We start from the raw sequence: 21168 nt of genomic DNA on the forward strand, positions 1-21168 counted from the left end.
AAATTTAATGTGATGAAAATTTTAAATGTTTTGATGGCGTCTCTACTATTCACGAGTGTTAATAATAAGGGGCAAGAAAAAAAAGATATTTATTCTATTATTGACAGAAAATATCAGAGTGATAGTATTGTAGAAAGTGTCTTAAAAAAACAACTTAAACAAGGATCAACTTACACTATTGATGAGGCTGGTGCTGGATTGCAAAAAATCCAATTTGAAACTAAGGAGTTGGAAGCTGCAGCAATTGTGGCTGGTGAATTGTTAATGTCAAATGGCTTTAACACTTTGGGCGCTGAAGATTTTAATAAAAAAATCAAAAATATTTTTGGAAGAATTATCGACTCACATTCTCAATCAAATTTTTTATATGTCAATTTTTTTGATAAATGTGACAGAAAACCAGCCATGTATCATAATAATGAAATAGATTATGAAGGACTGTTCATAGATAAGCAAAGAAAAATAATTACAGACTTCTATTATATACCTGAACTTGTTAATCATCAAAAAGAGTATTCTCAATTAAATGATGTGGAAAATATCATTATAATAAGAAAATCAAGTATAGACAATTTAGATATTGAAATACCACATTGGAAAGATATTGCCAATTTAAATGAAACTCGGAAAAAGAATATTCAGACAATTATAGCCAGAAACATGTATTTATTCAATGATAATAAACTTTACGCAGAATGGCTGGTAGACAATGATAAAAGATTTGTCCAGTTGCTAGTGAAAAATTTTGGTTTTACTAAGGAATTGAAGTTCAATGATCTTACGATGAATGAGTATCTGAACAATTATCAAACCTCTTCCGACATCGGTGATATTATTTTTGTTAAAAACTGTAAAGGAGAATTAGGAATAAGAACCGAACTTTTAAAGTATATAAAAGAGCATACAAAATCAGATGAAAACAGACTTCTGAATGCTTTAGAAAACTTTGGGTATGCATTGAAGGATAATACCAATTTTACAGCAGATGAAAAATATAAAATACTTGCATACATAGGCAATACAGTTGATCCTTTTTATTTGAATTTTGCTGGGGTTAATTCAGGAAACGCGGTATGGAATGCTGAAAGTATACTTTATAATAGCATTGTAAATGATAAAAATATTATTTCGGTATTTAAACAAAATAATTATTATGGACTTCCTGATTTAAAAGATAGTTTGGCAAGAGTTCAGGCAATTATGGAACATGATTCAGAATAATAAAAAGCCAGCTATTAAGTAAAGTAGCTGGCTTTTATTTTAAATCATAATTTTATGGAAGTGTTGAAAAATTGATGTTCGGTGCCTGTGCAGGAGCTGTAACAGTAAACTGTGACCCGGGAGCAACAGTTGTATTAAAGAATCCACCATTCTGCAAAAAGAAAGCATTGCCATTTGACCCTCCCATAGCATCTATTCTTTGTTTTGCATTATAAGTGTTATCTACGCTGAACTTTGCGCCGGAAATAGCTGCCCAGTTCCCGTCTGAAGTTCTTACCCATTGATTTTTGAATTCTGCTTTTCTGCCCTGATATCCATTTTCCGGATTAAAGCTTTCAACGAAACTATAAAAGCTTTTAAGGTAGGTGCTGGTCTGAGGTCTTTTCCAGCTGGCTATCAATTTCCATGTTGTAGTATCCGGAGATAAAAACCAGGCTGTAAAATCTGTTTTTCCGGTTCCATCAGGTTCACCTTTTAACAAGAATTTATAGGTTTGTCCTGCGACCCAGTTGTATTTATAATAGCTTTGTCCACCGGAACCCTCATTGCCGAATTCGCCGATTGTTACTCCGGAACCTGCTCTGTTCAGAACAATTTTATGATCGGGAGGAATATTATTCGGATCATCTGTTTCAAATGGGCTCCATACAGAGAACAAAATTCTTCTTTCCGTAGCAGAGTTTACCTGCATTCCAAAATAACCCGCACTAAAACCATTGGCCATAAAATAAGACCCAATCTTATCTTCTCCCGCTGGAACTGTTACTTCGTTGTAATAATAGCTGACATTACTCGTCGTTGGAATTACATAGTTCAGGTGACAGGAAGGTCCTCTGCGTGCCCAATAATAGTAGGAAGGATCATTACTGTACACATTGGTTCCGGTAGAAGCAGCTCCGCTAAATGTCACATCACTTACATCAGCAAAATATCCACCGGTTTTTGAGACGCCCTGAAGATCAACTTTTACATAACCAGGAGAGGAAATCGTAAAATCCCCAACGGTATAATCCTTAGAAGTAGACCCGGTTAAAGTAACATTTTTGGATGTCCCGCCTACAGTTACTTTTACAACACTCGTGCCTGAAGGAACGGAAGCTTTTAATCCAATGTTTAACGTTCCTGTGTTGCTCACTCTGAAATATGTGCTGATAACAGTACTGGAGTTTGTCCAGTTACCTAAATTGGAGGAAGTGATAACCTCGCTGGCACCCGAAGGTTTTACCGTTAAAAAAGAATTTCCGGCAACCGGAACACTGAAAGACGATGCATTCCTTAAAGCTGAGGTGTTTTTTTGTGTAGCAGCAGTGTCTTCTGCTGTCAGAGTGGTTTCTGCACATGATTGGAAAATGAGCAGAGCAGCGATACCCAGAAAAGTATCGGCTAATAATTTTATTCTCATAATAGTATTTGTAATTTGGTTTTACTGTACTAAATTAAGTTTTACCTGTCAAATAAAAAATTAATTCCCATTATTTTGATTAATTTTTTTATCCTTAGATAAATATACTCATGAAAATAGGGTGTATTTTATATTAATCCTGAATATTTCAGGAAGGAACAGAATGTGGGGAAAGAACCCAAATATAAAAAACAAAAAAACCTCTAAACTAAATTAGAGGTTTTAAAGTGGTTTCTCCAGGAATCGAACCAGGGACACATGGATTTTCAATCCATTGCTCTACCAACTGAGCTAAGAAACCATTGTATTTTTGTTTGACTTACTTCGTTGTTTTAAAGTGATGCAAAAGTAGTAAGATTTAGTATACAAAGCAAGTATTCATCGTACTTTTTTTGAATAAAGTTAAAAACTTACTGATTATCAGCCGGATTATTTTCCTGCTCCTTTCTGATCTGTTCGCTCATCTCTTCCAATACAGGTTTTATCGTGTTTTCAGGAAGATCACTGATTCGGATATACATCAATCCGTCAATCGCATCATTGAAGTTTGGATCCACGTTGAAAGCGATTACTTTAGCGTTTTGCTTGATGTATTTTTTGATCAGAACAGGAAGTCTCAATTCAGGTTCAAGGTCATCAATGATCTTGTCCAGCTTGTTAAGGTCAGATTCCATTTCCTCAAAGAAAATATTCTTATCCCTGTCACGAAGCTTTACCTTGTATTCGTTCCTTGGAGTGATATATTGAGCTACGGCAGAATCAAAATAATTCGAACGCATAAATTCAATCATCAGCGATTTTGAGAATTCCGAGAATTTGTTGGAAATACTCACGCCACCCATAAGGAATTTATGATCAGGATTTCTCAGACATACATGCACAATTCCCCTCCATAAAAGGAAAAGTGGAAGCGGTTTTTGCTGATATTCCTGACAGATATAGGCACGGCCCATTTCAATCACTTTTTTAAAGAAAGGATGAATGTCCTGCTCAAACTCAAATAAAGAGCTTGTATAGAAACCTTTGATGCCGTACTTCTTCATTACCTCTCTACCCAGTGCCATTCTGTAAGCACCAGCCAGTTTTTTCTCACCGTTATCCCAAAGAAACAGGTGGTGGTAATGCTTATCATATTCATCAAGGTCAAACGGAAGATTACTTCCTTCACCTACTGCACGGAAAGTAAGCTCTCTCTGACGTCCGATTTCCCTCATAATAGAAGGAATTTCTTCATAAGTCGTAAAGTAGATCTCATAATTCCCGTTGCTGAACAGCATTTTATCAGTTCCTCTCAGTTTGTCAACATCTTTTATAATGTCTTCTACAGGAGTTTCGTCGATGATGTTCTGAACAATATTTTCTTCCTTAAGCAAAGGAAATTTTACTGATAAATTCTGAAGATTGATGCTTTGAGCAAGGGATTTTCTCTTTTCATAGTAAGATTTCATCATATATACCTTACGTTTCAGAAATTCTCCCAATTCCTCAATTGTTTCCATTTCATCCATTGCCTTTACCGTAATAGAACGCCCGATTCTGATTCTGATAGGTTTTTCTCTATCATTCATCATTTCTGCGGGAAGCATCAGTGTCTGTAAATTCGGATGAAGCTTAGCCACCTGATAAAAAAGTCGGCTGTTCTTCGCATGGAAATACATAGGAACTACCGGCACTTTAGCCATTCTGATAAGCTTAAGTGCCGTTTTTTCCCATTCTTTATCTAAAATTTCTCCGTAAGGATTGTTTTTGTTAGAAACTTCTCCCGCAGGAAAAATACCTACACAGCCTCCGTTTTGCAAATGCTTGAGGGTTTCACGCATTCCTGAAGAGCTGCTGTAAGCTTCTTTTCTGTTTTCAAAAGGGTTTACAGCGATTACATACGGTTCCATTGGTTTGATTTTTTCCAAAAGGAAATTCCCCATCACCTTGAAATCCGGACGAACCTCTGATAAGACCTTGCACATAAGAATTCCGTCAATAGCACCCAACGGGTGATTGGAAACCAGAATAAACGGTCCCGTTTTCGGAATCTTTGCCAGATCCTCTTCAAAAGCTACATAGCTTAGGTTTCTTTCTCTCACAAATGAGTCGAAAAAGTCTTTGCCTTCCTTGTCTTTTAGTTTGTCGTATAATCTATTTACTTCGTTTATTTTAGCAATGCTCATCACAGCAGATGCTACCGGGTTCTTGAGAAACCCAAGTTTACTTAAGCCGGAAGCTTTGATCAGATCGTTTTTCGAAATTAAACTCATGTGTGTTTAGTCGCAATTAATATTATTGTGTTACCATTTGAAGCGTATTCTTAGAAATTTGTTCTAACAATACATTCTTTTCATGGTAAAATTTATCAATGTGATCCATCTTCGCATTTCTTACTGTGAATAAAGATACATTTTTAATTGCTTCGGTTTTAAAAATTTTTTGAAGCTCTTCGTTGAGCTCATCAATATGATTAAACTTATCCTCAAGGCACAGTGCCAGGGAGATCGCAGAATTCTGCATCAGGGAAACTTTGATCTTATATTTAGATAAAAATCCGAAAATTAAGCTCATATGATCTTCTGCAATAAAAGAGAAGTCTCTTGTTGAGATTTTCAAAAGATCCTGATTTTCTTTTAAAATATAAGATTCTTCCTGTTGGTTTTTGTCGGAAGCACCTACTTTTGTTCCTTCTTTAGTAGGATCCACGAAAGATTTTACATAAAAAGGAATATTTTTTTGTTGTAGCGGCTGCAATGTTTTCGGGTGAATAACGCTGGCTCCGTAATACGCCATTTCAATTGCTTCTTCATAAGAAATATTGGAAAGAAGAGATACGTCATTGAACTTTCTTGGATCTCCGGTCATTACTCCAGGTACATCTTTCCAGATTGTCATTGCTTCAGCATTTAAGCAGTAAGCAAAAATAGCAGCAGAGTAGTCAGAACCCTCTCTTCCTAACGTTACCGTAAAATTATTGTCGTCCGAACCTATGAATCCCTGAGTTACGTAGCAGATTTCAGGATTAAGATTGGAGATGAATTCTTCCGTTCTTGCCCAGTCTACAGCACCTTCTCTGTATGAATTATCTGTTTTTACATAATCTCTTGCATCCAGCCATTGATTGGTAAATTGAATTTCATTCAGGTATTCACTCAAAATTTTAGTAGAAATCATTTCTCCGCAGCTTACCACCTGATCATAAACAAAGTTGTAGTTGGGAGACTTATTTCTTCTTAAAAAAGAATCAATATCATCAAAAAATAGATTGATTTCAGAAAAAACTGCATGATTTTCAGGAAAAAGTCCTTCCGCAATCTCAATGTGTTTTCGTTTTATCTTTTCAATCTCAGTTTGATAGTTATCCTTTTTGAAATAAAGTTCTACAACTTTTTCCAACTCATTCGTCGTCTTGCCCATTGCTGAAATTACCAGCAAGCATTTGGCAAATCCCTGGCTTTTTAGAACCATAGACACGTTTTTCACACTTTCAGCATCTTTTACTGATGCTCCTCCAAACTTGAAAATTTTCATTAAATTGTTAAAAATAAAATTGTTAGATAAAAAATTACATGAGTTTTTTACGGACGTCAAAATTATAAATTTACAACGAGATATGAAATAGCCCAGCGAAGAGATAGAATTAAGATTTCCTTAAAATCAACAAATATTGAAATAATCTGGATTTTTCATCAGTCTGATGTAACAAATTCGGAGGCATAATTTTCAATAACAATCTTGTATTATGTTGTTTTTTGATTGTATTGTATTGAAATACAGTGGTTAATCTCTTTTGTAATTAAATTTTCTTAATGCGATAAATTTTCCGAAATTTGGGCAAAACGTAAAAAGAAAAATATGTCAAATCAACCATTACAGACTTTAGGAGAATTTCTTATAGATAAGCAGGACGATTTTCAGTATTCTACAGGTGAATTTTCTCGTCTTCTAAGTGCAATAAGATTGGCTTCGAAAGTGGTAAACAGAGAAGTAAATAAAGCCGGAATTGTAGATATTACAGGTGCTGCAGGAAACCAAAATGTGCAAGGTGAAGAACAGCAGAAATTGGATGTAATCGCTAATGAAATTTTTATTACGGCTTTGTCTCAAAGAGAGGTTGTTTGTGGTATTGCTTCTGAGGAAAATGATGATTTTATCGATATTAAATGTGGTGAAAATGGTCATTTAAGCAAATACGTAGTATTGATCGATCCTTTGGACGGATCTTCCAATATTGATGTCAATGTTTCCGTAGGAACTATTTTCTCAATTTACAGAAGAGTTACTGAACCAGGAACCCCGGTACAGCTGGAAGACTTTTTACAAAAAGGAATCAATCAGATTGCAGCAGGATATGTTATTTATGGTTCTTCTACCATGATTGTGTATACTACCGGAAATGGAGTAAACGGATTTACACTGGATCCTTCTTTAGGGACGTATTATCTTTCTCATCCGAATATGACTTTCCCAAAAACGGGTAAAATCTATTCTATCAACGAAGGAAATTATATCAAATTCCCTCAGGGAGTTAAAAATTATCTTAAATACTGCCAGATGGAAGAAGGAGACCGTCCTTATACATCAAGATATATCGGTTCTCTGGTAGCAGATTTCCACAGAAATATGCTGAAAGGAGGAATTTATATCTATCCTTCTTACTCTCAGGCTCCGAATGGTAAATTAAGACTTTTATACGAATGTAATCCAATGGCATTTCTTGCGGAACAGGCAGGAGGAAAAGCAACAGACGGATTCAGAAGAATTCTTGAAGTAGAACCTACAGAACTTCACCAGAGAATTCCATTCTTCTGTGGAAGTATTGATATGGTGGAAAAAGCTGAAGAATTTATGCGTATCGACAGCGTAAAATAATGGAAGCAAGTTATTTACAATATTTGTTACAATTTAAGCGCCCGAGTGGAACATCTCGCGGCGTTTTGCTTGATAAAGAGACCTATATTCTGACCATTTCTGAAAATGGGAAAAAAGGAATAGGAGAATGTGCCATTTTCAGAGGACTGAGCTTTGATGACAGACCTGATTATGAAAGTAAATTAAAATGGCTTTGTGAAAATATCAATCAGGATTCAGCTTTTTTGAAAGAAGAACTGAAAGAATTTCCGTCAATCTGGTTTGGATATGAACAGGCTGTTCAAAATCTGAAATATGGTGACAGTATTTATTTTCCAAGTGAGTTTACCGAAGGAAAATCTGCCATTACCATCAACGGTCTGATATGGATGGGTGATGCAGGATATATGGAAGAACAGATTCAGGAGAAACTGGAAAAAGGATTCCATTGCATTAAGTTAAAAATTGGAGTTGATTGGAAATCCGAACATATTATTCTCCAGAAATTGAGAGAAAAATTTTCAAAAGATCAGCTTGAGCTTCGTGTAGATGCCAACGGAGGATTCAGTAAAGAGGAAGCGGTTACTGTTTTGCAACAGTTAGCAGATCTTCATATACATTCTATCGAACAGCCTATCAAAGCCGGAAACTGGACAGGTATGGCTGAGTTATGCGCCGAAACACCCACTCCGATTGCTTTGGATGAAGAACTGATCGGAATTATTGATCCTGAAAAAAAGAAACAGCTTTTAGAAGTCATTAAGCCTCAATATATTATTTTAAAACCGGCTTTAGTAGGTGGTTTTTCAGGTTCGGATGAATGGATTTCTCTGGCAGAAAATCAGGATATAGGCTGGTGGATTACGTCAGCGCTGGAAAGCAATATAGGATTGAATGCCATTGCTCAGTATACATTTACCAAAAAAAATCCAATGCCTCAAGGTTTAGGCACTGGAGCTTTATTTGTCAATAATTTTGAATCCGATTTAGAACTCAGAAATGAGCTGCTTTGGTTCAAAAAAAAATGATTAAAAGTTAATTAGCATAATGGTGGTGGTGAATCCGGACATGTAGTCTGGCCACAGTAGTCTGGTCCCCATGATCTGCAGCACATAGCCACCGGATTCCAGCTATTACATCCAAGAGGTGGTCTTCCTCCTTTGATCGTTTTTAATTCTCCTCTGTTGATTTTTTTTAGATTTTTCATGTTATTAATTTTATTTGATTGTCAAGTAAATGTCGAAAACTTTTTTCAATTATACAACATGTTGGGAATTATTTTTATAATATTTAACTTAGTTGTGAAAATTTTATATTATGATATGAAATGATGGAAACAGTTTTCTGATGAGATAGTGGTATCACATTAGCTGCAATCATTCAATTACTTTTTTTGAAGCTATATACTTATAAGCTTTTTCCATTTTCACCTGTATAAGAGATTACTTTGGTTCCTAAATAATCGCAATCATATTATTGATTAATCTCTCTTTTTTTAATGTCCAGAATAGTGATTACTAATTCCTATTGTGCCTTATATTAAAAAAATATTAGAGACATATTAAAATTCGCTTAGAATTGGATTAGAATTTTGCAACAAAGTTGCATTTTAATAAGAAGCAATTTAAATTTACTGGACAAATTAAAAAAAATATTAAAAAATGAACAACAAAGTCAAGATTAGAAATACTCTTAAAACAATTAGCGCAGGATTTCTCATTGCATTTTATGTCTCGTCTTGTACGGAAAATGACAACATCGATGAGACAAAACCAATTTCAGCATCAGAGGATATTGGAGCAGGATTAAAAAGTTCTAAAATTAGTGAAGCAGATTTGTTAAAAGCCGGCTGGACAGTTGTTAAAGATATTAAATCTTCTTTTTCGGCAAATAATGAAGATGCTTACTCTAAGAATGCAACAACTTCTGAAGAGCAAAAGTTTAAATTAACTGCTCAACACCTAAGTCAATTAGGTTACGATGTAAATAACCCTAAAGTCATTTTAGAAAAATTCATTTTTAGGGATATACGTCCGGATGGAGTTAATTTTAATTCGGAACTTAAGGTGGGTGATGTTTCTAACCAGGAAACGGGGGATGCTCATGTTCTTCTAGGGAAGCCTTCAATAGAGGTTGTAAGTGAAGATTTTCAAATGCCAGATGAAGCGTATGTGACTGAGGTAATAAACAATGGTGATAAGGAGACAACTCTGACCAAAAAATATACATATAAACAAGGATATAAAACCACTTGGCAACGTAAGGTAAATGGATCTCTTAAGGTAGGTGCAAAGCTTTCAATTGGAATTCCTACTGGCTTTTTTAAAGGTGAAGTATCAACGGAAGTAACAGTAGGCGGAGAAACTACTGATGGTACTGAGACGTCAACAGAAAAAACTATCGAAGATGCAATTCCAGTTCCAGTTCCAGCTCACTCAAAAGTGAAGGTTGCTATCATAACGAAAATAACAAAATCAACAGTAAAGTATTCTGTTCCTATGTCAATTATGGGAAGTGCCTGGACAAATTATTATACTAGAGTTGATAATCATTATTTCTGGGGACTCCCTGCCTCTGGAGTAGATAATAGTGGGTTTAGTAATTATGGTTTAACACATGGGAATTTAACATCTGAATCTGGCGAAGCTGCATCTATCGCTAGTGTAGAGACTAAAATTATCATTAGCAAAGCTGAACCATTATAATAAAAAAATATAATTTTAAAAAAAAGATTTTCATTGCCTTTAAATTTTTAAAATTAGAATCTTTTACGGTTATAGTTGAATAGCAATGTTAATTTACTCAAAGCTTCTAAAGAAAAGCCATAAAAAGAGGTTAAACATTAAATATTAAAGAATAGGCCCGATACGAAATCGGGCCTTATTTTCTTCCTATTATGAAGTAATCTGAAGTTTTGTTTTATTTATCATGATTCAGGTTTAAGTATTGGGTAACTTATGTCTCTTTGAATCAAATAAATGTAGGTTTTCTAAAGCTTCTTGAGTAATTAATTGAGATTATTCAACATATTTGTTAGACGATTACAAGTTATATATATGCTGTTATCATAAAATAGTAAAAAGATGAGACACTCGCATTGTAATGAGAATACAAGTTTAGGATACTTATCAAAAATAAATCAAATATTTAAACATGAAAATACATTCCTACATCAGATCTGTAGGAATAGTAATTATAATCGCTTTGTCTAAAGGATAAAGTAGTTGTTGGGTCGGATAGTTTTTTGTTTAAGGTTATTGACTCAGTTAAATCACATCTTTTACGAAGATGGCCTTCTTTATATAGTTTAAAATATAAGAAAACCTTTTTTTAATCTGTTCCATAATAAAAAATTGTAATTCCCTATAGATTGAATTGGCAATCTTTATGCCATACTATAAAAGTGAATTAATTTTAACGTATAGTTCATTTTTTAAGGATTATTTTAATTATTTGTTAAGAAATAATTGTGAAAATATTTTCGTTATCTTTTGATCTGTTGGAGATTAGGTTTCTGTCTATTCCGTTCAGATTCTGGAAGATATCATTTTGTACCTGCGAGCTGGAAAGGTATCCCCAATGATTCCCCACTTCATATTTAAGGCTGTTAAGCAGATCATCTTTTACAAAGGTACAGTCGATAATGGAGACAATATCTTTGAATTGGTCAATATTACTTGGCCCATTTTTACCAAGTCTTGGGGTGAGGATATTTTTCGTAAACTGAGAAGCTCCCAGAATGAGATCCTGCCTGTTCAGATAAATGGAAATTCGGTTGGCTAATAATGGCAGTTTATTGTATGAATCTTCAGAATCTTCAAATACTTTATAACTTACATCTGCATTCAATAATAAAACCTGGTCAATAACGCGCAGTATATTCTCTCTTTTAAGGCTGTAAAGCATGCTTTGAAGCACTCTGTTTCCCAAAGAATGAGCCATGATATGAATTCTTTGGTTGCAGGGTTTAAGATCCCGGTTGGAAAAAATATCTTTTAAAAATTGGGTATAGAAATAAAACATTCTCATCAGAGATGCCCCGGAATTAATGCTGGAAGCCTTATCATCAAAATAACTTAAAGGAATCATACTTCCTGAGGCTGGCCAGCTTACGAACAAAATATGTTCTACAGGGGATGCCGGATTGTCAATGAATATTTTCTTAAGATCAAGAATAGCCTTTAATTCATCATCAAAATCATACAGATATCCATGGATAAAGATCAGTACATCACTTCTGTCTTTAGTGGAAGACATATTTTTGTACAGTTCGTAAAACATTCTTTGGGTTCCGCCAAGATTATTAGCTGTAAGAGAAAATTTTTTGATTCCTTTTTCGCTCAGCAAAACATCTAAAACATCTTCATAACCCTGTTTTTCAGGTTCGGAGAAAAGCTTGTAATTTAAAATATTCCTGTTGGTGTAATCTTTCTTTTTTTTAGCCTGTGCAGTAGGTTCCTGATAATTGTCAAAATCACATTTGGCAATTCTGAAATTAGGAATTGAGTATTCATCATTGGAAAAAGAGTCTACTTTTTCACCTTTATGACGAATAATTTTCCGGTTGCTTAAGATATAAACGCCCATGATGGTAAATAGTTACAATGGTTTTAGCTTTCTCTAAATTAGTGAAAATTCCTGAAATACAAAGGATAAGGCTTTTAAATTATCACTTTTACAAACGCTTATTTTTCCGTAACTTTGTGAAACTTTTTTTGCTAAAAAATAAAAGCTACTTTAATGGAAGAAGAAAAAAAATCACTCAATTTTATTGAGCAAATTATTGAAGATGATCTGGCAAACGGTCTGAATAGAGATCAGATCCGTTTCCGTTTTCCACCTGAACCGAATGGTTACCTGCATGTAGGGCACACAAAAGCCATCTGCATCAACTTCGGTCTTGGTGAAAAATACAACGCTCCCGTAAACCTTCGTTTCGACGATACGAACCCTGAAAAAGAAGAACAGGAATTCGTAGATTCTATCATGAAAGATGTTGAATGGTTAGGTTTCAAATGGGATAAAGTCTTGTACGCATCCGATTACTTCCAGCAGCTTTACGATTGGGCAGTTCAGTTAATTAAAGAAGGAAAAGCTTATGTAGATGAGCAGCCATCTGAAGTAATTACTGAACAAAGAAAGAATCCTGCAGAACCGGGAATTGAATCTCCATACAGAAACCGTCCTGTTGAAGAGTCGTTAGATTTATTCGAAAGGATGAAAAACGGAGAATTTGAAAGTGGTTCAATGTCTCTTCGTGCAAAAATCGACATGGTTTCACCAAATATGAATATGCGAGACCCTGTTATGTACAGAATTTTGAATAAACCTCATCACAGAACAGGTACAGCGTGGAAAATTTATCCAATGTACGACTGGGCTCATGGTGAATCTGATTATATTGAACAAATTTCGCACTCGCTTTGTTCTTTGGAGTTTGAAAACCACAGACCTTTGTACAACTGGTATTTGGATCAGGTTTACGAAGACGGAAAGGTAAAAAACAAGCAGAGAGAATTTGCCAGAATGAATGTTTCCTATATGATTACTTCCAAAAGAAAGCTTCAGAGACTGGTAGCCGAAGGGGTAGTAACCGGATGGGATGACCCTAGAATGCCTACCATTTCTGGGATGAGAAGAAAAGGATATACTCCAACTTCTATCAGAAACTTTATTGATAAAGTAGGGGTAGCAAAAAGAGAAAACCTTATCGAAATCCAATTGCTTGACTTCTGTGTACGTGAAGACCTGAACAAGGTAGCTAAGCGTGTAATGGCAGTGGTAGATCCTGTAAAATTGGTAATTGAAAACTATCCAGAAGACAAAGAAGAATGGTTAGAGACTGAAAACAATCCTGAGCAGGAAAATGCAGGAACAAGAGAAGTACCATTCTCAAGAGAACTGTATATTGAACGTGAAGACTTCAAAGAGGAAGCTAACAATAAATTCTTCAGACTTAAATTAGGTGGCGAAGTTCGTTTAAAATCTGCTTATATCATCAAAGCTGAAAGAGTAGAGAAGGACGAAAATGGTGAAATAACTACCATCTACGCTACGTATGATGAGAAGAGTAAATCCGGAAGCGGAACAGAAGAAAGTTTAAGAAAGGTAAAAGGGACTTTACACTGGGTATCTGCAAAACATGCTCTTCCTGTAGAAGTGAGAACTTACAATCATTTGTTTACAGTAGAGCAGCCTGATGCAGAAAAAGATGTAGACTTCTTAAACTTCATCAACCCTGAGTCTATAGCAATTGTAAAAGGATTTGCTGAGCCAAGCCTGAAGGATGTAGCTGTTGGAGAGCCATTACAGTTCCAGAGAATTGGGTACTTTACAAAAGATCAGGATTCTACAGACGATGCATTGGTATTTAACCGTACAGTAACGTTAAAAGATTCTTTTAAACCTGAATAATTTTTCGGGAATATATAATACATAAAGCAGGACTTCATTTGGAGTCCTGCTTTTTATTTTAATAGTTTAAAATCTGAAGTTTATAATTCTATTTCAAAAAGTCTTTGTCAAGGTATGCAGGATTGGGATATTTATAAAATCCTTCACCCGTCAGTACTCCCAGTTTTCCTTTATCAATATAATCTTCTTTTAATTTTTGAACAGCTTTGATCTTTAATGGATCCTCAGTTTCTTCAGCTTCCATTTTATTAATATTGTAAGCTGTTGTAATTCCTACAACATCCAGAATACCGAATGGTCCTACAGGTGCACCTGTGGCTACCATCCATGTCTTATCAATCGTTTCAACATCGGACACTTCATCAATCCAAAGATTGACTGCCGCCCCAAGCAATGGAACCAATAAGGAGTTGACAATATATCCCGGCTGTTCTTTATGGATAGGGAGTGCTACCATTCCGATTGCTTTCGCAAATTTGATTACAGAATCAAATACTTCCTGAGAAGTTCCAGGATGACGCATTACTTCTCCGGTATTGTGTTTCCAGATTTCATTGGCGAAATGGAGCGCCACAAATTTTTCCGGTCTTCCCGTGTCTTCAGCAAACTGGCTTGGAAGCAGGGTAGAAGAGTTTGTTGCAAATACTGTTTTTTCAGGAGCTACCTTAGCCAGCTTATGATAGAATTCTATTTTAATGGCTGGATCTTCAGGAACAGCTTCTATCAGAAGATCGGCATCTTTCACTGCTTCGGCAAGGTCAGATGAATAGCTGATATTTTTAAATGTGACATCAAGTTGTGCCTGTGTTGCATTCAAATCCTTTTGGTAAGCTTCACTTAAAGCGGTGAATTTACCTTTGGCTTTTTCCAATACTTCATCGTTGATATCATAAACGGTAACGTTGAATCCGTGATAGGCAGTCTGGAAGGCGATCTGGTATCCTAACACGCCACTTCCTGCTATTGTAATATTTTTAAAATCCATGAGATTGATTTTTAGTCTTTTACTCCTTTTACCCATTCCTGAAATCTGCTCAAGAAAGATTCATGCTCTTCTTTTTCTTCAGGGCGGTTGACCAGAATATGTTCAAAATAAGTTCCTTTTAATATTTTTCTTAGAATTCCTTCTCCTAAGAAAGGTTTGTAGTCATTAAGTGCCTGAGTAGCTTTTAATAAATGTCGGATGTCATATTGCAGCGGATTGATGTCCGGAACCTGTTTGTTAAGGTTCAGAAGATTGTAAACGGCAATTCTTGCTGTTCTCACAGAGCTTTCCATCGTGAATACAACGTCATTATTGGTTTCTACAAACTGCCCAACAAGGCCTAGGTTGGTACATCCCTCGGGAACTACTCTTGGACGGTCTCCCATTGCTCTCGGCATGAACATAGACGTAATATAAGGCATGAATGCTGTACGTACAATGGTATTTTCTACAACGTTATCCAGTTGATCTGTCATTCCTAAATGGTAACATAATTCGGCAAGAATCTCATTTCCGGTACATTGAGGCATTGGCTTTTTAATGTAATTACCTTCTTTATCCATCAACAAGGCGTATACCCATACTACAAGGATATCATCCGGCTGAGTGGGGAAGTGAGGCTGTCTGTTGCAGGTAAAGCTCATCACCCAATTAGAGTCTGTAATGGTAATAATACCTCCTGTAGCTGTTCTTCCGGAATAAGGATCATTTACACACAGTTCTTTCAGTTTTTCTGTGAAAGCGGAAGGGCGGCAGGTTAATGTAGCAGATTCCCATGAAGATTTTTCAATGTGGCTACAGAACTTTTCCGGTTTCCCGAATACTTCAGATTTTGCTGCCAGATTTTTCCATAGTTTCCAACCTGCACTTTGTCCGGCACTGCTGTTGTCAATCGTAACTTCAGGAACAGAATTATTGTCTCCATAGAAAGTACTTTCGGTCATTGATCCGGTAGTTACAATAACGTAATCATCCTTACCGATCGGTATTCTTACTTCCTCTCCGTTTTGTTCTGTAATGATTCCTTCTACTGTTTTTCCTTCCGTATTGATATGGATATCAAGATCTTTTACCAATGTATTGAACTGGATCTGTACTCCTTTTTCTACCAGAAAGTTTTTTAATGGAGTTACATACGTGTCGTACTGATTGTATTTTGGGAATACGAGGCATGAGAAGTCTTTCATTCCGTCAATAGCATGGAGGAATCTGTGCATATACAGTTTCAGTTCCAGCAAGCTGTGCCAGTTTTCGAAGGCAAACATAGAACGCCAAAAGAACCAGAAATTACTGTCGAGGAAAGATTGAGAAAAATAATCTTCAATTGTAAGATCATCAAGCTCTTCTTTTTTCTTTAGCAGAAGTTTTACAATCGCCAGCTGATCTTTTTTCTCAAGACCGAATTTACTGAAATCCTGAATCTGTCCCTGATTATGGATCAGTCTTGCTTTAGAATAATTCGGGTCATTGTCATTAACGAGACGGTATTCATCCAATACACTGTATGGTGCAGGCAGTTCCAAAGCAGGAATATCCTGGAACATATCCCATAAATTTTCATAGGTCATATCCATTTCCCTTCCTCCACGGATAATATAACCGTCTTTTGCATTACCGGCTCCATCAAGAGATCCGCCTTCAACATTCAGCTGATCAAGGAAAATAATATTTTTGCCGGGAACACGGCCATCACGGATGAAATAATAAGCGGCAGACATTCCTGCAATTCCGCTTCCTACAATATAGATTTTACTGTTTTCGTAAGATTGTAAAGGAATTCCTTTATTACGTTGATAGTTTCCGATCTGATCGGAGAAAGGCATTGTTTTTTCAGGAGTGTTAATCTGAACTTCTTTACTTGAATCCGGTTCGTGGTTCACGTTTCCGAACTGGTCAGAGGCATTTAAAAATTTGTCGAATTTTGAATTGATCGTACTCATCTTGTATTGTTTTTAATTAACAATATAAAGGTACCTCTATTCACAAAGCGATATATATCCCCAAGTTCAGAATTATTATCCCCAAATTCTCATGATTGAATATTTTCTTTCATTCTGTATTCTGAAGGAGAAAGCGCAGTATGTTTTTTGAAAAAACGGCCAAATGCCGAGGCGGAATTAAACTGAAGTTCAAAAGCAATTTCCGAAATGGTGAGATCAGGATTTCCAAGCATGACATAAGCTTCTTTTAATAGAGCTTCGTCAATGACCTCATGAGGTGTTTTTCCGCTTGCTTTTTTAATGATTTCGATAAGATATTTATTGGAAACATGGAGCTGATCTGCATAAAACTGAACCGTTCGCTCCCGGGTAATATTTTCTCTGATCAGTTTACTGAATTTCAGATAAAGATCTTTTTTTCCTTCTTCTTTTACCGGATTTGTAGAATTTTGCTGTTCTATAATTTCAGCGGTTTCCAGCAACAAATGAAAAATAATGGTGCGGATAATTTCTTCTGTAAATTTTCCCTGCTTTTTGGATTTTTTATCAAGATCATCCAAAAGATTTTGCAGCACCGAAGAATTTTTTGCTGATGTTTTTACAATGCTGTAAGAACCCTTAGAGAAAATATTCATTTTCTCGATGATAAACGGATTGGAAATATTTTTAATCAGAAAATTTTTGTCAAAGAACAGCAGTTTCATTGTAAAATCATCACTGGTCTTTACAAACTTCACAATAGTAGAAGGGGCAGCCATCAAAAAACTGTGAGCATCCACTTTATATTTCTGGCGGTCTATCTCAATATTGATTTCTCCTGAAGTACAAATGCAAAGTGCATAATAATCCATTCTGAAAGGAGCCTTAGGAAATTTAAAAATGGGTTTTCCGGAAGAAATATAGTAGGATTGCCGACAGTCAATACTGTAAAAGGATAGCGTATCATGTAAATTTTCGTAGGTTACCATTCTTACGTGCTGGTTAAATTTTTATTGTGTTTGACTGTGTTTTTAGTCCGAAAACCCTTGTTGTTACTGCAATTTACGATTTTTATAAAAGTCTTTAGGTTTTAAATTGTAAAAAAATATTTTTTTTCAGGACACAGTTGATCGTCTGTTTTAATGGATGTTATTGATAAAAAAGGGTTTTAAATAAAGGCTTTTGGGTTATTTTTATCTAATTTTGCACTTTCAAATTCCCCCAAAATAGTATTGTGAGATTAATTAACGTATATACGAGTTCTTTCAAAGGACTCTCGCAGGAGAGTTGGATGCTGGCGTTGGTAATGCTCATCAACAGGGCTGGTTCTATGGTACTTCCGTTTCTGGGAGTTTATATGACAAATCATTTACACTTCAGTATTGAAAATTCAGGAATTGTACTGAGCTTTTTTGGAATAGGCTCGGTTCTTGGATCATGGCTGGGAGGCATGATCACTGATAAAATAGGGGAGTACAGGGTACAGAGCCTGAGCTTACTTCTCAGTGTTCCTTTATTCTGTCTGATCCCGCTTTTTACAACGGAAGCAGGTTTGGCCGGGATTATTTTAGCCCAAAGTATTGTAAGTGAAACTTTCCGTCCGGCCAACTCAGTAGCCATTACCAAATATGCAAGACCTGAAAATATTACGCGTGCCTTTTCACTGAACCGTATGGCCGTAAATCTTGGATTTTCTATCGGTCCGGCATTAGGGGGTATTTTATCTGCAATTTCTTATGAGTTTCTGTTTTTCAGCAATGCACTGGCTGCTTTGCTGGCAGGGCTGATGTATATCTGGTTTTTTAAGGATCGAGCAAGAGTGGCGAAAGAGAAAGCTAAAACAGTAAAAGAAGCGGTTGTAGTTAAGAAAGAAAGTTCTCCTTACCGCGATGGTAAGTTTTTAATTTATTGCGCATTCTGTATGCTGTTTGCGATATGTTTCTTCCAGTTATTCAGTACTCTGACGATATTTTATAAGGATACTGCACATCTGAGTCAGCAAAATATCGGATATATTCTGGGGTACAGCGGATTTCTGATTGTATTGCTGGAAATGGGATTGGTACAGGTAGCTGAGAAATATTTTACTTTAGCTTTTACAATGCTGTTCGGAACTTTTCTGTGCGGAATATCGTATGCCATGCTGGCTTTTGATTACAGTATGATTGCCCTTGTACTGTCCATGACATTACTGTGTGTAGGGGAAATATGGACACTTCCCTTTATGTCCACTATTACAGCATTACGTTCGGGTGAGAATAATAAAGGGGCTTACATGGGATTGAATGGAATTTCTTTTTCAATAGCATTCATCGTTACGCCTTACATAGGAACATTGATTGCTGAAAAATTAGGCTTCAGTATATTGTGGATCGGAACAGGAGTATTGGCAGTGGCTATTGCCATAGGTTTTTACTTTATCATTCCATGGATGCTTAAGGATAAAAATAAAGTTGAAGAAGAGGTAATATAAGAGATATCATGCTTTTGACTCATGAGTACAAAAAGTTTCGGGCAATTTCGTAGAAATTGCCCGAAACTTTTTTGATATATTAATGTTTAATATTAGGATTTGGAAAGAATGGTATCAATGATCATGTTTGCATGAATTCTCGAATTCTCAATGAACCAGAGGTGAGTATCTTTTCCTCCACATACCACTCCTGCAAGATAGAGATTAGAAATATTGGTTTCCATCGTTTCGATATTATAAAACGGATTCAGGCAGTCGCTATTAAGTTCAATCCCTGAATTTCTCAGGAAGTCAAAATCGGGAAGATATCCGGTCATGGCCAGTACAAAATCATTGTCAATTTCATGAATTTCTCCTTTCTCATCTTTAAAAACAATGGTATCTTCTTTGATTTCGATCATTTCTGCATTAAAATGAGTTCTAATACTGCCTTCGGCAATTCTGTTTTCAATATCAGGTTTTACCCAATATTTTACACTTTTGGAAATCTCAGAATGACGGACAATCATCGTTACTTCAGCCCCTTTTCTATAGGTTTCCAGGGCCGCATCTACAGCAGAATTGCTTGATCCTACAACCACTATTTTCTGCCTTGCGTAAGGATAAGGTTCGGTATAATAATGCTTGACCTTCGGAAGATGTTCACCCGGGATATTCATGAGATTTGGGATGTCGTAAAATCCGGTTGCAATCACTACATTCTTGGCCAAATAGTTTGCTTTTGTCGTTTTGATCTCAAATATTTCAGCATTTTTTGAAACATTCAATACTTTTTCATAGAGGTTGATATTTAGTTTTTTCTGTCGGGCAATTCCCTGATAATATTCCAGAGCTTCCTGTCTTCCCGGTTTGGGAGCCGCAGAAATAAAAGGAATTTCGTCAATTTCCAGTTTTTCAGCAGTAGAGAAAAAGCGCATGTATAAAGGATAATTGTACAGTGAGTTGACAATGGTTCCTTTTTCTATGATTAAATGAGTAAGGTTGTTTTTTTGAGCTTCAATAGCACAGTTTAGGCCGATAGGCCCGGCTCCGATAATGAGAATGTCCAAAATTTCCATAGAACAAAGGTACAACTGAAATTATAAATTATGAATGATAATCTATGAATTATCAATCACCAATCATCATTTATCATTTATGAATTATAGCTGTTGGCATCAGTTTTGGTACTCTTTTTATCCACCAAAAAAACTTATCATATGAAAAAAAAGATTATTCCTCTATTAGCTATGAGTACAGTATTAGTTCTCAGTGTTGCTACAGCCTGTAAAAAAGAGGCTGGCAAACCTGTTCCCAATCAAATTGATTCCATTGCACAGAATAAAGTTGACAGTGCTGGAACCGTTCAAAATAACGTTAATAAAGAAGCTGTTTTAAAACAGACCAATGATGAGGTTTTAAAAGCTTTAAAAGATAAAGATTATACCACTTTTGCCTCTTTGATTCACCCTGAAAAAGGAGTCCGCTTTTCCATGTACGCTTTTGTGGATGTAAAAGAAGATAAACATTTTTCTAAAGCAGATTTTGAGAAATATCAACCCACTAAAACACTGTTTACATGGGGTGCCCATGATGGTTCCGGAGATCCTTATAAAGCGACGATCAATGATTATCTAAGCAAGTGGGTATTTTCTAAAGATTTTACTACCTCACAATATTCAATGAATAAATTCATTGGTGGAGGTAATTCTCTGAATAATTTAAAGGAAATCTATCCTAAAGATGACTTCACTGAAAACTATATTAAAGGAACCGAAAAATATGGTAATATGGACTGGAAAACGGTTCGTTTTGTGTTTGAAGAATTTCAGGGTAAATATTATCTGGTTGCTGTTTTGAACGATCAGTGGACGATATAGAAGTTAAAGGCGGGCAGATCAGGAATAAATTTCCTGCTTCCAGCCTCTAACTTCCATTCTGC

Annotated in this window: 16 protein-coding genes and 1 tRNA gene; 7 read left to right on the forward strand and 10 right to left on the reverse strand. The window is 35.7% G+C overall.

The features are described from left to right. Positions 1-12 precede the first annotated feature (12 nt). Positions 13-1221 carry a hypothetical protein gene (locus tag LKL37_RS14180; protein WP_431611184.1) on the forward strand — a complete coding sequence of 403 codons (1209 nt, stop codon included), beginning with the start codon at positions 13-15 and terminating at the stop codon, positions 1219-1221. A gap of 52 nt (positions 1222-1273) precedes the next feature. Here LKL37_RS14180 and LKL37_RS14185 read toward each other — a convergent pair whose 3' ends face one another. From LKL37_RS14185 to LKL37_RS14200, 4 genes are all read right to left on the reverse strand, one after another. After that, entirely contained in the window at positions 1274-2623 is a 1350-nt protein-coding gene (locus LKL37_RS14185) for a DUF3472 domain-containing protein (RefSeq protein WP_431611185.1), read from the reverse strand. Positions 2624-2851: 228 nt separating this feature from the next. Beyond that, a tRNA-Phe gene (locus LKL37_RS14190) sits at positions 2852-2924 on the reverse strand. A gap of 109 nt (positions 2925-3033) precedes the next feature. Next, on the reverse strand, positions 3034-4875 hold the full coding sequence (locus LKL37_RS14195) for a lysophospholipid acyltransferase family protein (RefSeq protein WP_431611186.1): 1842 nt from the start codon (positions 4873-4875) through the stop codon (positions 3034-3036). A gap of 22 nt (positions 4876-4897) precedes the next feature. Beyond that, positions 4898-6136, reverse strand: coding sequence for an aspartate kinase (locus LKL37_RS14200; protein ID WP_431611187.1), 1239 nt, complete (start codon positions 6134-6136; stop codon positions 4898-4900). 324 nt (positions 6137-6460) lie between these two features. Between LKL37_RS14200 and fbp the strand changes: the two genes are divergently transcribed. Together fbp and LKL37_RS14210 are read left to right on the forward strand one after the other, a co-directional pair. After that, complete coding sequence (gene fbp, locus LKL37_RS14205; RefSeq protein WP_089690140.1) at positions 6461-7477, forward strand: class 1 fructose-bisphosphatase; 1017 nt, start codon at positions 6461-6463, stop codon at positions 7475-7477. Beyond that, positions 7477-8484 carry an o-succinylbenzoate synthase gene (locus LKL37_RS14210; RefSeq protein WP_431611188.1) on the forward strand — a complete coding sequence of 336 codons (1008 nt, stop codon included), beginning with the start codon at positions 7477-7479 and terminating at the stop codon, positions 8482-8484. The genes fbp and LKL37_RS14210 overlap by 1 nt, the downstream gene beginning before the upstream one ends. Before the next feature lie 11 nt (positions 8485-8495). On the opposite strand, the gene LKL37_RS14215 is transcribed toward LKL37_RS14210, so the two are convergent. Then, positions 8496-8663: a bacteriocin-like protein gene (locus tag LKL37_RS14215; protein WP_164976724.1), complete on the reverse strand. Its 168-nt coding sequence runs from the start codon at positions 8661-8663 to the stop codon at positions 8496-8498. Between the two features lie 454 nt (positions 8664-9117). Here LKL37_RS14215 and LKL37_RS14220 point away from each other — a divergent pair, with 454 nt between their 5' ends. Continuing rightward, positions 9118-10161 (forward strand): ETX/MTX2 family pore-forming toxin, encoded by a 1044-nt coding sequence (locus LKL37_RS14220; protein WP_431611189.1) that lies wholly within the window; start codon positions 9118-9120, stop codon positions 10159-10161. A gap of 751 nt (positions 10162-10912) precedes the next feature. Here the strand turns inward: LKL37_RS14220 and LKL37_RS14225 are convergent. Further along, positions 10913-12043 carry an alpha/beta hydrolase gene (locus LKL37_RS14225; RefSeq protein WP_431611190.1) on the reverse strand — a complete coding sequence of 377 codons (1131 nt, stop codon included), beginning with the start codon at positions 12041-12043 and terminating at the stop codon, positions 10913-10915. 153 nt (positions 12044-12196) lie between these two features. Here LKL37_RS14225 and LKL37_RS14230 point away from each other — a divergent pair, with 153 nt between their 5' ends. Beyond that, positions 12197-13870 carry a glutamine--tRNA ligase/YqeY domain fusion protein gene (locus LKL37_RS14230; protein WP_431611191.1) on the forward strand — a complete coding sequence of 558 codons (1674 nt, stop codon included), beginning with the start codon at positions 12197-12199 and terminating at the stop codon, positions 13868-13870. A gap of 88 nt (positions 13871-13958) precedes the next feature. On the opposite strand, the gene LKL37_RS14235 is transcribed toward LKL37_RS14230, so the two are convergent. The 3 genes from LKL37_RS14235 to LKL37_RS14245 all read right to left on the reverse strand — a co-directional run bounded on the left by LKL37_RS14235 (position 13959) and on the right by LKL37_RS14245 (position 17763). Continuing rightward, on the reverse strand, positions 13959-14855 hold the full coding sequence (locus tag LKL37_RS14235) for a 3-hydroxyacyl-CoA dehydrogenase (RefSeq protein WP_431611192.1): 897 nt from the start codon (positions 14853-14855) through the stop codon (positions 13959-13961). An 11-nt stretch (positions 14856-14866) separates the two neighbouring features. Next, a complete protein-coding gene (locus LKL37_RS14240; protein WP_431611193.1) occupies positions 14867-16795 on the reverse strand; it encodes an oleate hydratase in 1929 nt (642 codons plus the stop codon). An 89-nt stretch (positions 16796-16884) separates the two neighbouring features. Continuing rightward, complete coding sequence (locus LKL37_RS14245; RefSeq protein WP_431611194.1) at positions 16885-17763, reverse strand: helix-turn-helix domain-containing protein; 879 nt, start codon at positions 17761-17763, stop codon at positions 16885-16887. A gap of 302 nt (positions 17764-18065) precedes the next feature. Here LKL37_RS14245 and LKL37_RS14250 point away from each other — a divergent pair, with 302 nt between their 5' ends. Then, positions 18066-19247, forward strand: coding sequence for an MFS transporter (locus LKL37_RS14250; RefSeq protein ID WP_431611216.1), 1182 nt, complete (start codon positions 18066-18068; stop codon positions 19245-19247). Positions 19248-19339: 92 nt separating this feature from the next. On the opposite strand, the gene LKL37_RS14255 is transcribed toward LKL37_RS14250, so the two are convergent. Beyond that, entirely contained in the window at positions 19340-20305 is a 966-nt protein-coding gene (locus LKL37_RS14255) for a YpdA family putative bacillithiol disulfide reductase (protein ID WP_431611195.1), read from the reverse strand. 141 nt (positions 20306-20446) lie between these two features. Between LKL37_RS14255 and LKL37_RS14260 the strand changes: the two genes are divergently transcribed. Continuing rightward, positions 20447-21106, forward strand: a complete 660-nt coding sequence (locus LKL37_RS14260; protein WP_431611196.1) for a hypothetical protein — start codon at positions 20447-20449, stop codon at positions 21104-21106. Positions 21107-21168: the final 62 nt, after the last annotated feature.

It is taken from the genome of Chryseobacterium sp. 'Rf worker isolate 10' (assembly GCF_050753305.1).
In the GTDB taxonomy this organism is placed as follows: Bacteria; Bacteroidota; Bacteroidia; order Flavobacteriales; family Weeksellaceae; genus Chryseobacterium.

Excerpts from the sequence above, each read along its gene's own strand:
- LKL37_RS14180 (WP_431611184.1), top strand. The coding sequence starts at position 13 with ATGAAAATTTTAAATGTTTTGATGGCGTCTCTACTATTCACGAGTGTT.
- LKL37_RS14235 (WP_431611192.1), bottom strand. The coding sequence starts at position 14,855 with ATGGATTTTAAAAATATTACAATAGCAGGAAGTGGCGTGTTAGGATAC.
- LKL37_RS14255 (WP_431611195.1), bottom strand. The coding sequence starts at position 20,305 with ATGGAAATTTTGGACATTCTCATTATCGGAGCCGGGCCTATCGGCCTA.
- LKL37_RS14220 (WP_431611189.1), top strand. The coding sequence starts at position 9,118 with ATGAACAACAAAGTCAAGATTAGAAATACTCTTAAAACAATTAGCGCA.
- LKL37_RS14195 (WP_431611186.1), bottom strand. The coding sequence starts at position 4,875 with ATGAGTTTAATTTCGAAAAACGATCTGATCAAAGCTTCCGGCTTAAGT.
- LKL37_RS14225 (WP_431611190.1), bottom strand. The coding sequence starts at position 12,043 with ATGGGCGTTTATATCTTAAGCAACCGGAAAATTATTCGTCATAAAGGT.
- LKL37_RS14260 (WP_431611196.1), top strand. The coding sequence starts at position 20,447 with ATGAAAAAAAAGATTATTCCTCTATTAGCTATGAGTACAGTATTAGTT.
- LKL37_RS14185 (WP_431611185.1), bottom strand. The coding sequence starts at position 2,623 with ATGAGAATAAAATTATTAGCCGATACTTTTCTGGGTATCGCTGCTCTG.
- LKL37_RS14200 (WP_431611187.1), bottom strand. The coding sequence starts at position 6,136 with ATGAAAATTTTCAAGTTTGGAGGAGCATCAGTAAAAGATGCTGAAAGT.
- LKL37_RS14240 (WP_431611193.1), bottom strand. The coding sequence starts at position 16,795 with ATGAGTACGATCAATTCAAAATTCGACAAATTTTTAAATGCCTCTGAC.
- LKL37_RS14215 (WP_164976724.1), bottom strand. The coding sequence starts at position 8,663 with ATGAAAAATCTAAAAAAAATCAACAGAGGAGAATTAAAAACGATCAAA.
- LKL37_RS14230 (WP_431611191.1), top strand. The coding sequence starts at position 12,197 with ATGGAAGAAGAAAAAAAATCACTCAATTTTATTGAGCAAATTATTGAA.
- LKL37_RS14250 (WP_431611216.1), top strand. The coding sequence starts at position 18,066 with ATGCTGGCGTTGGTAATGCTCATCAACAGGGCTGGTTCTATGGTACTT.
- LKL37_RS14245 (WP_431611194.1), bottom strand. The coding sequence starts at position 17,763 with ATGGTAACCTACGAAAATTTACATGATACGCTATCCTTTTACAGTATT.
- LKL37_RS14210 (WP_431611188.1), top strand. The coding sequence starts at position 7,477 with ATGGAAGCAAGTTATTTACAATATTTGTTACAATTTAAGCGCCCGAGT.
- fbp (WP_089690140.1), top strand. The coding sequence starts at position 6,461 with ATGTCAAATCAACCATTACAGACTTTAGGAGAATTTCTTATAGATAAG.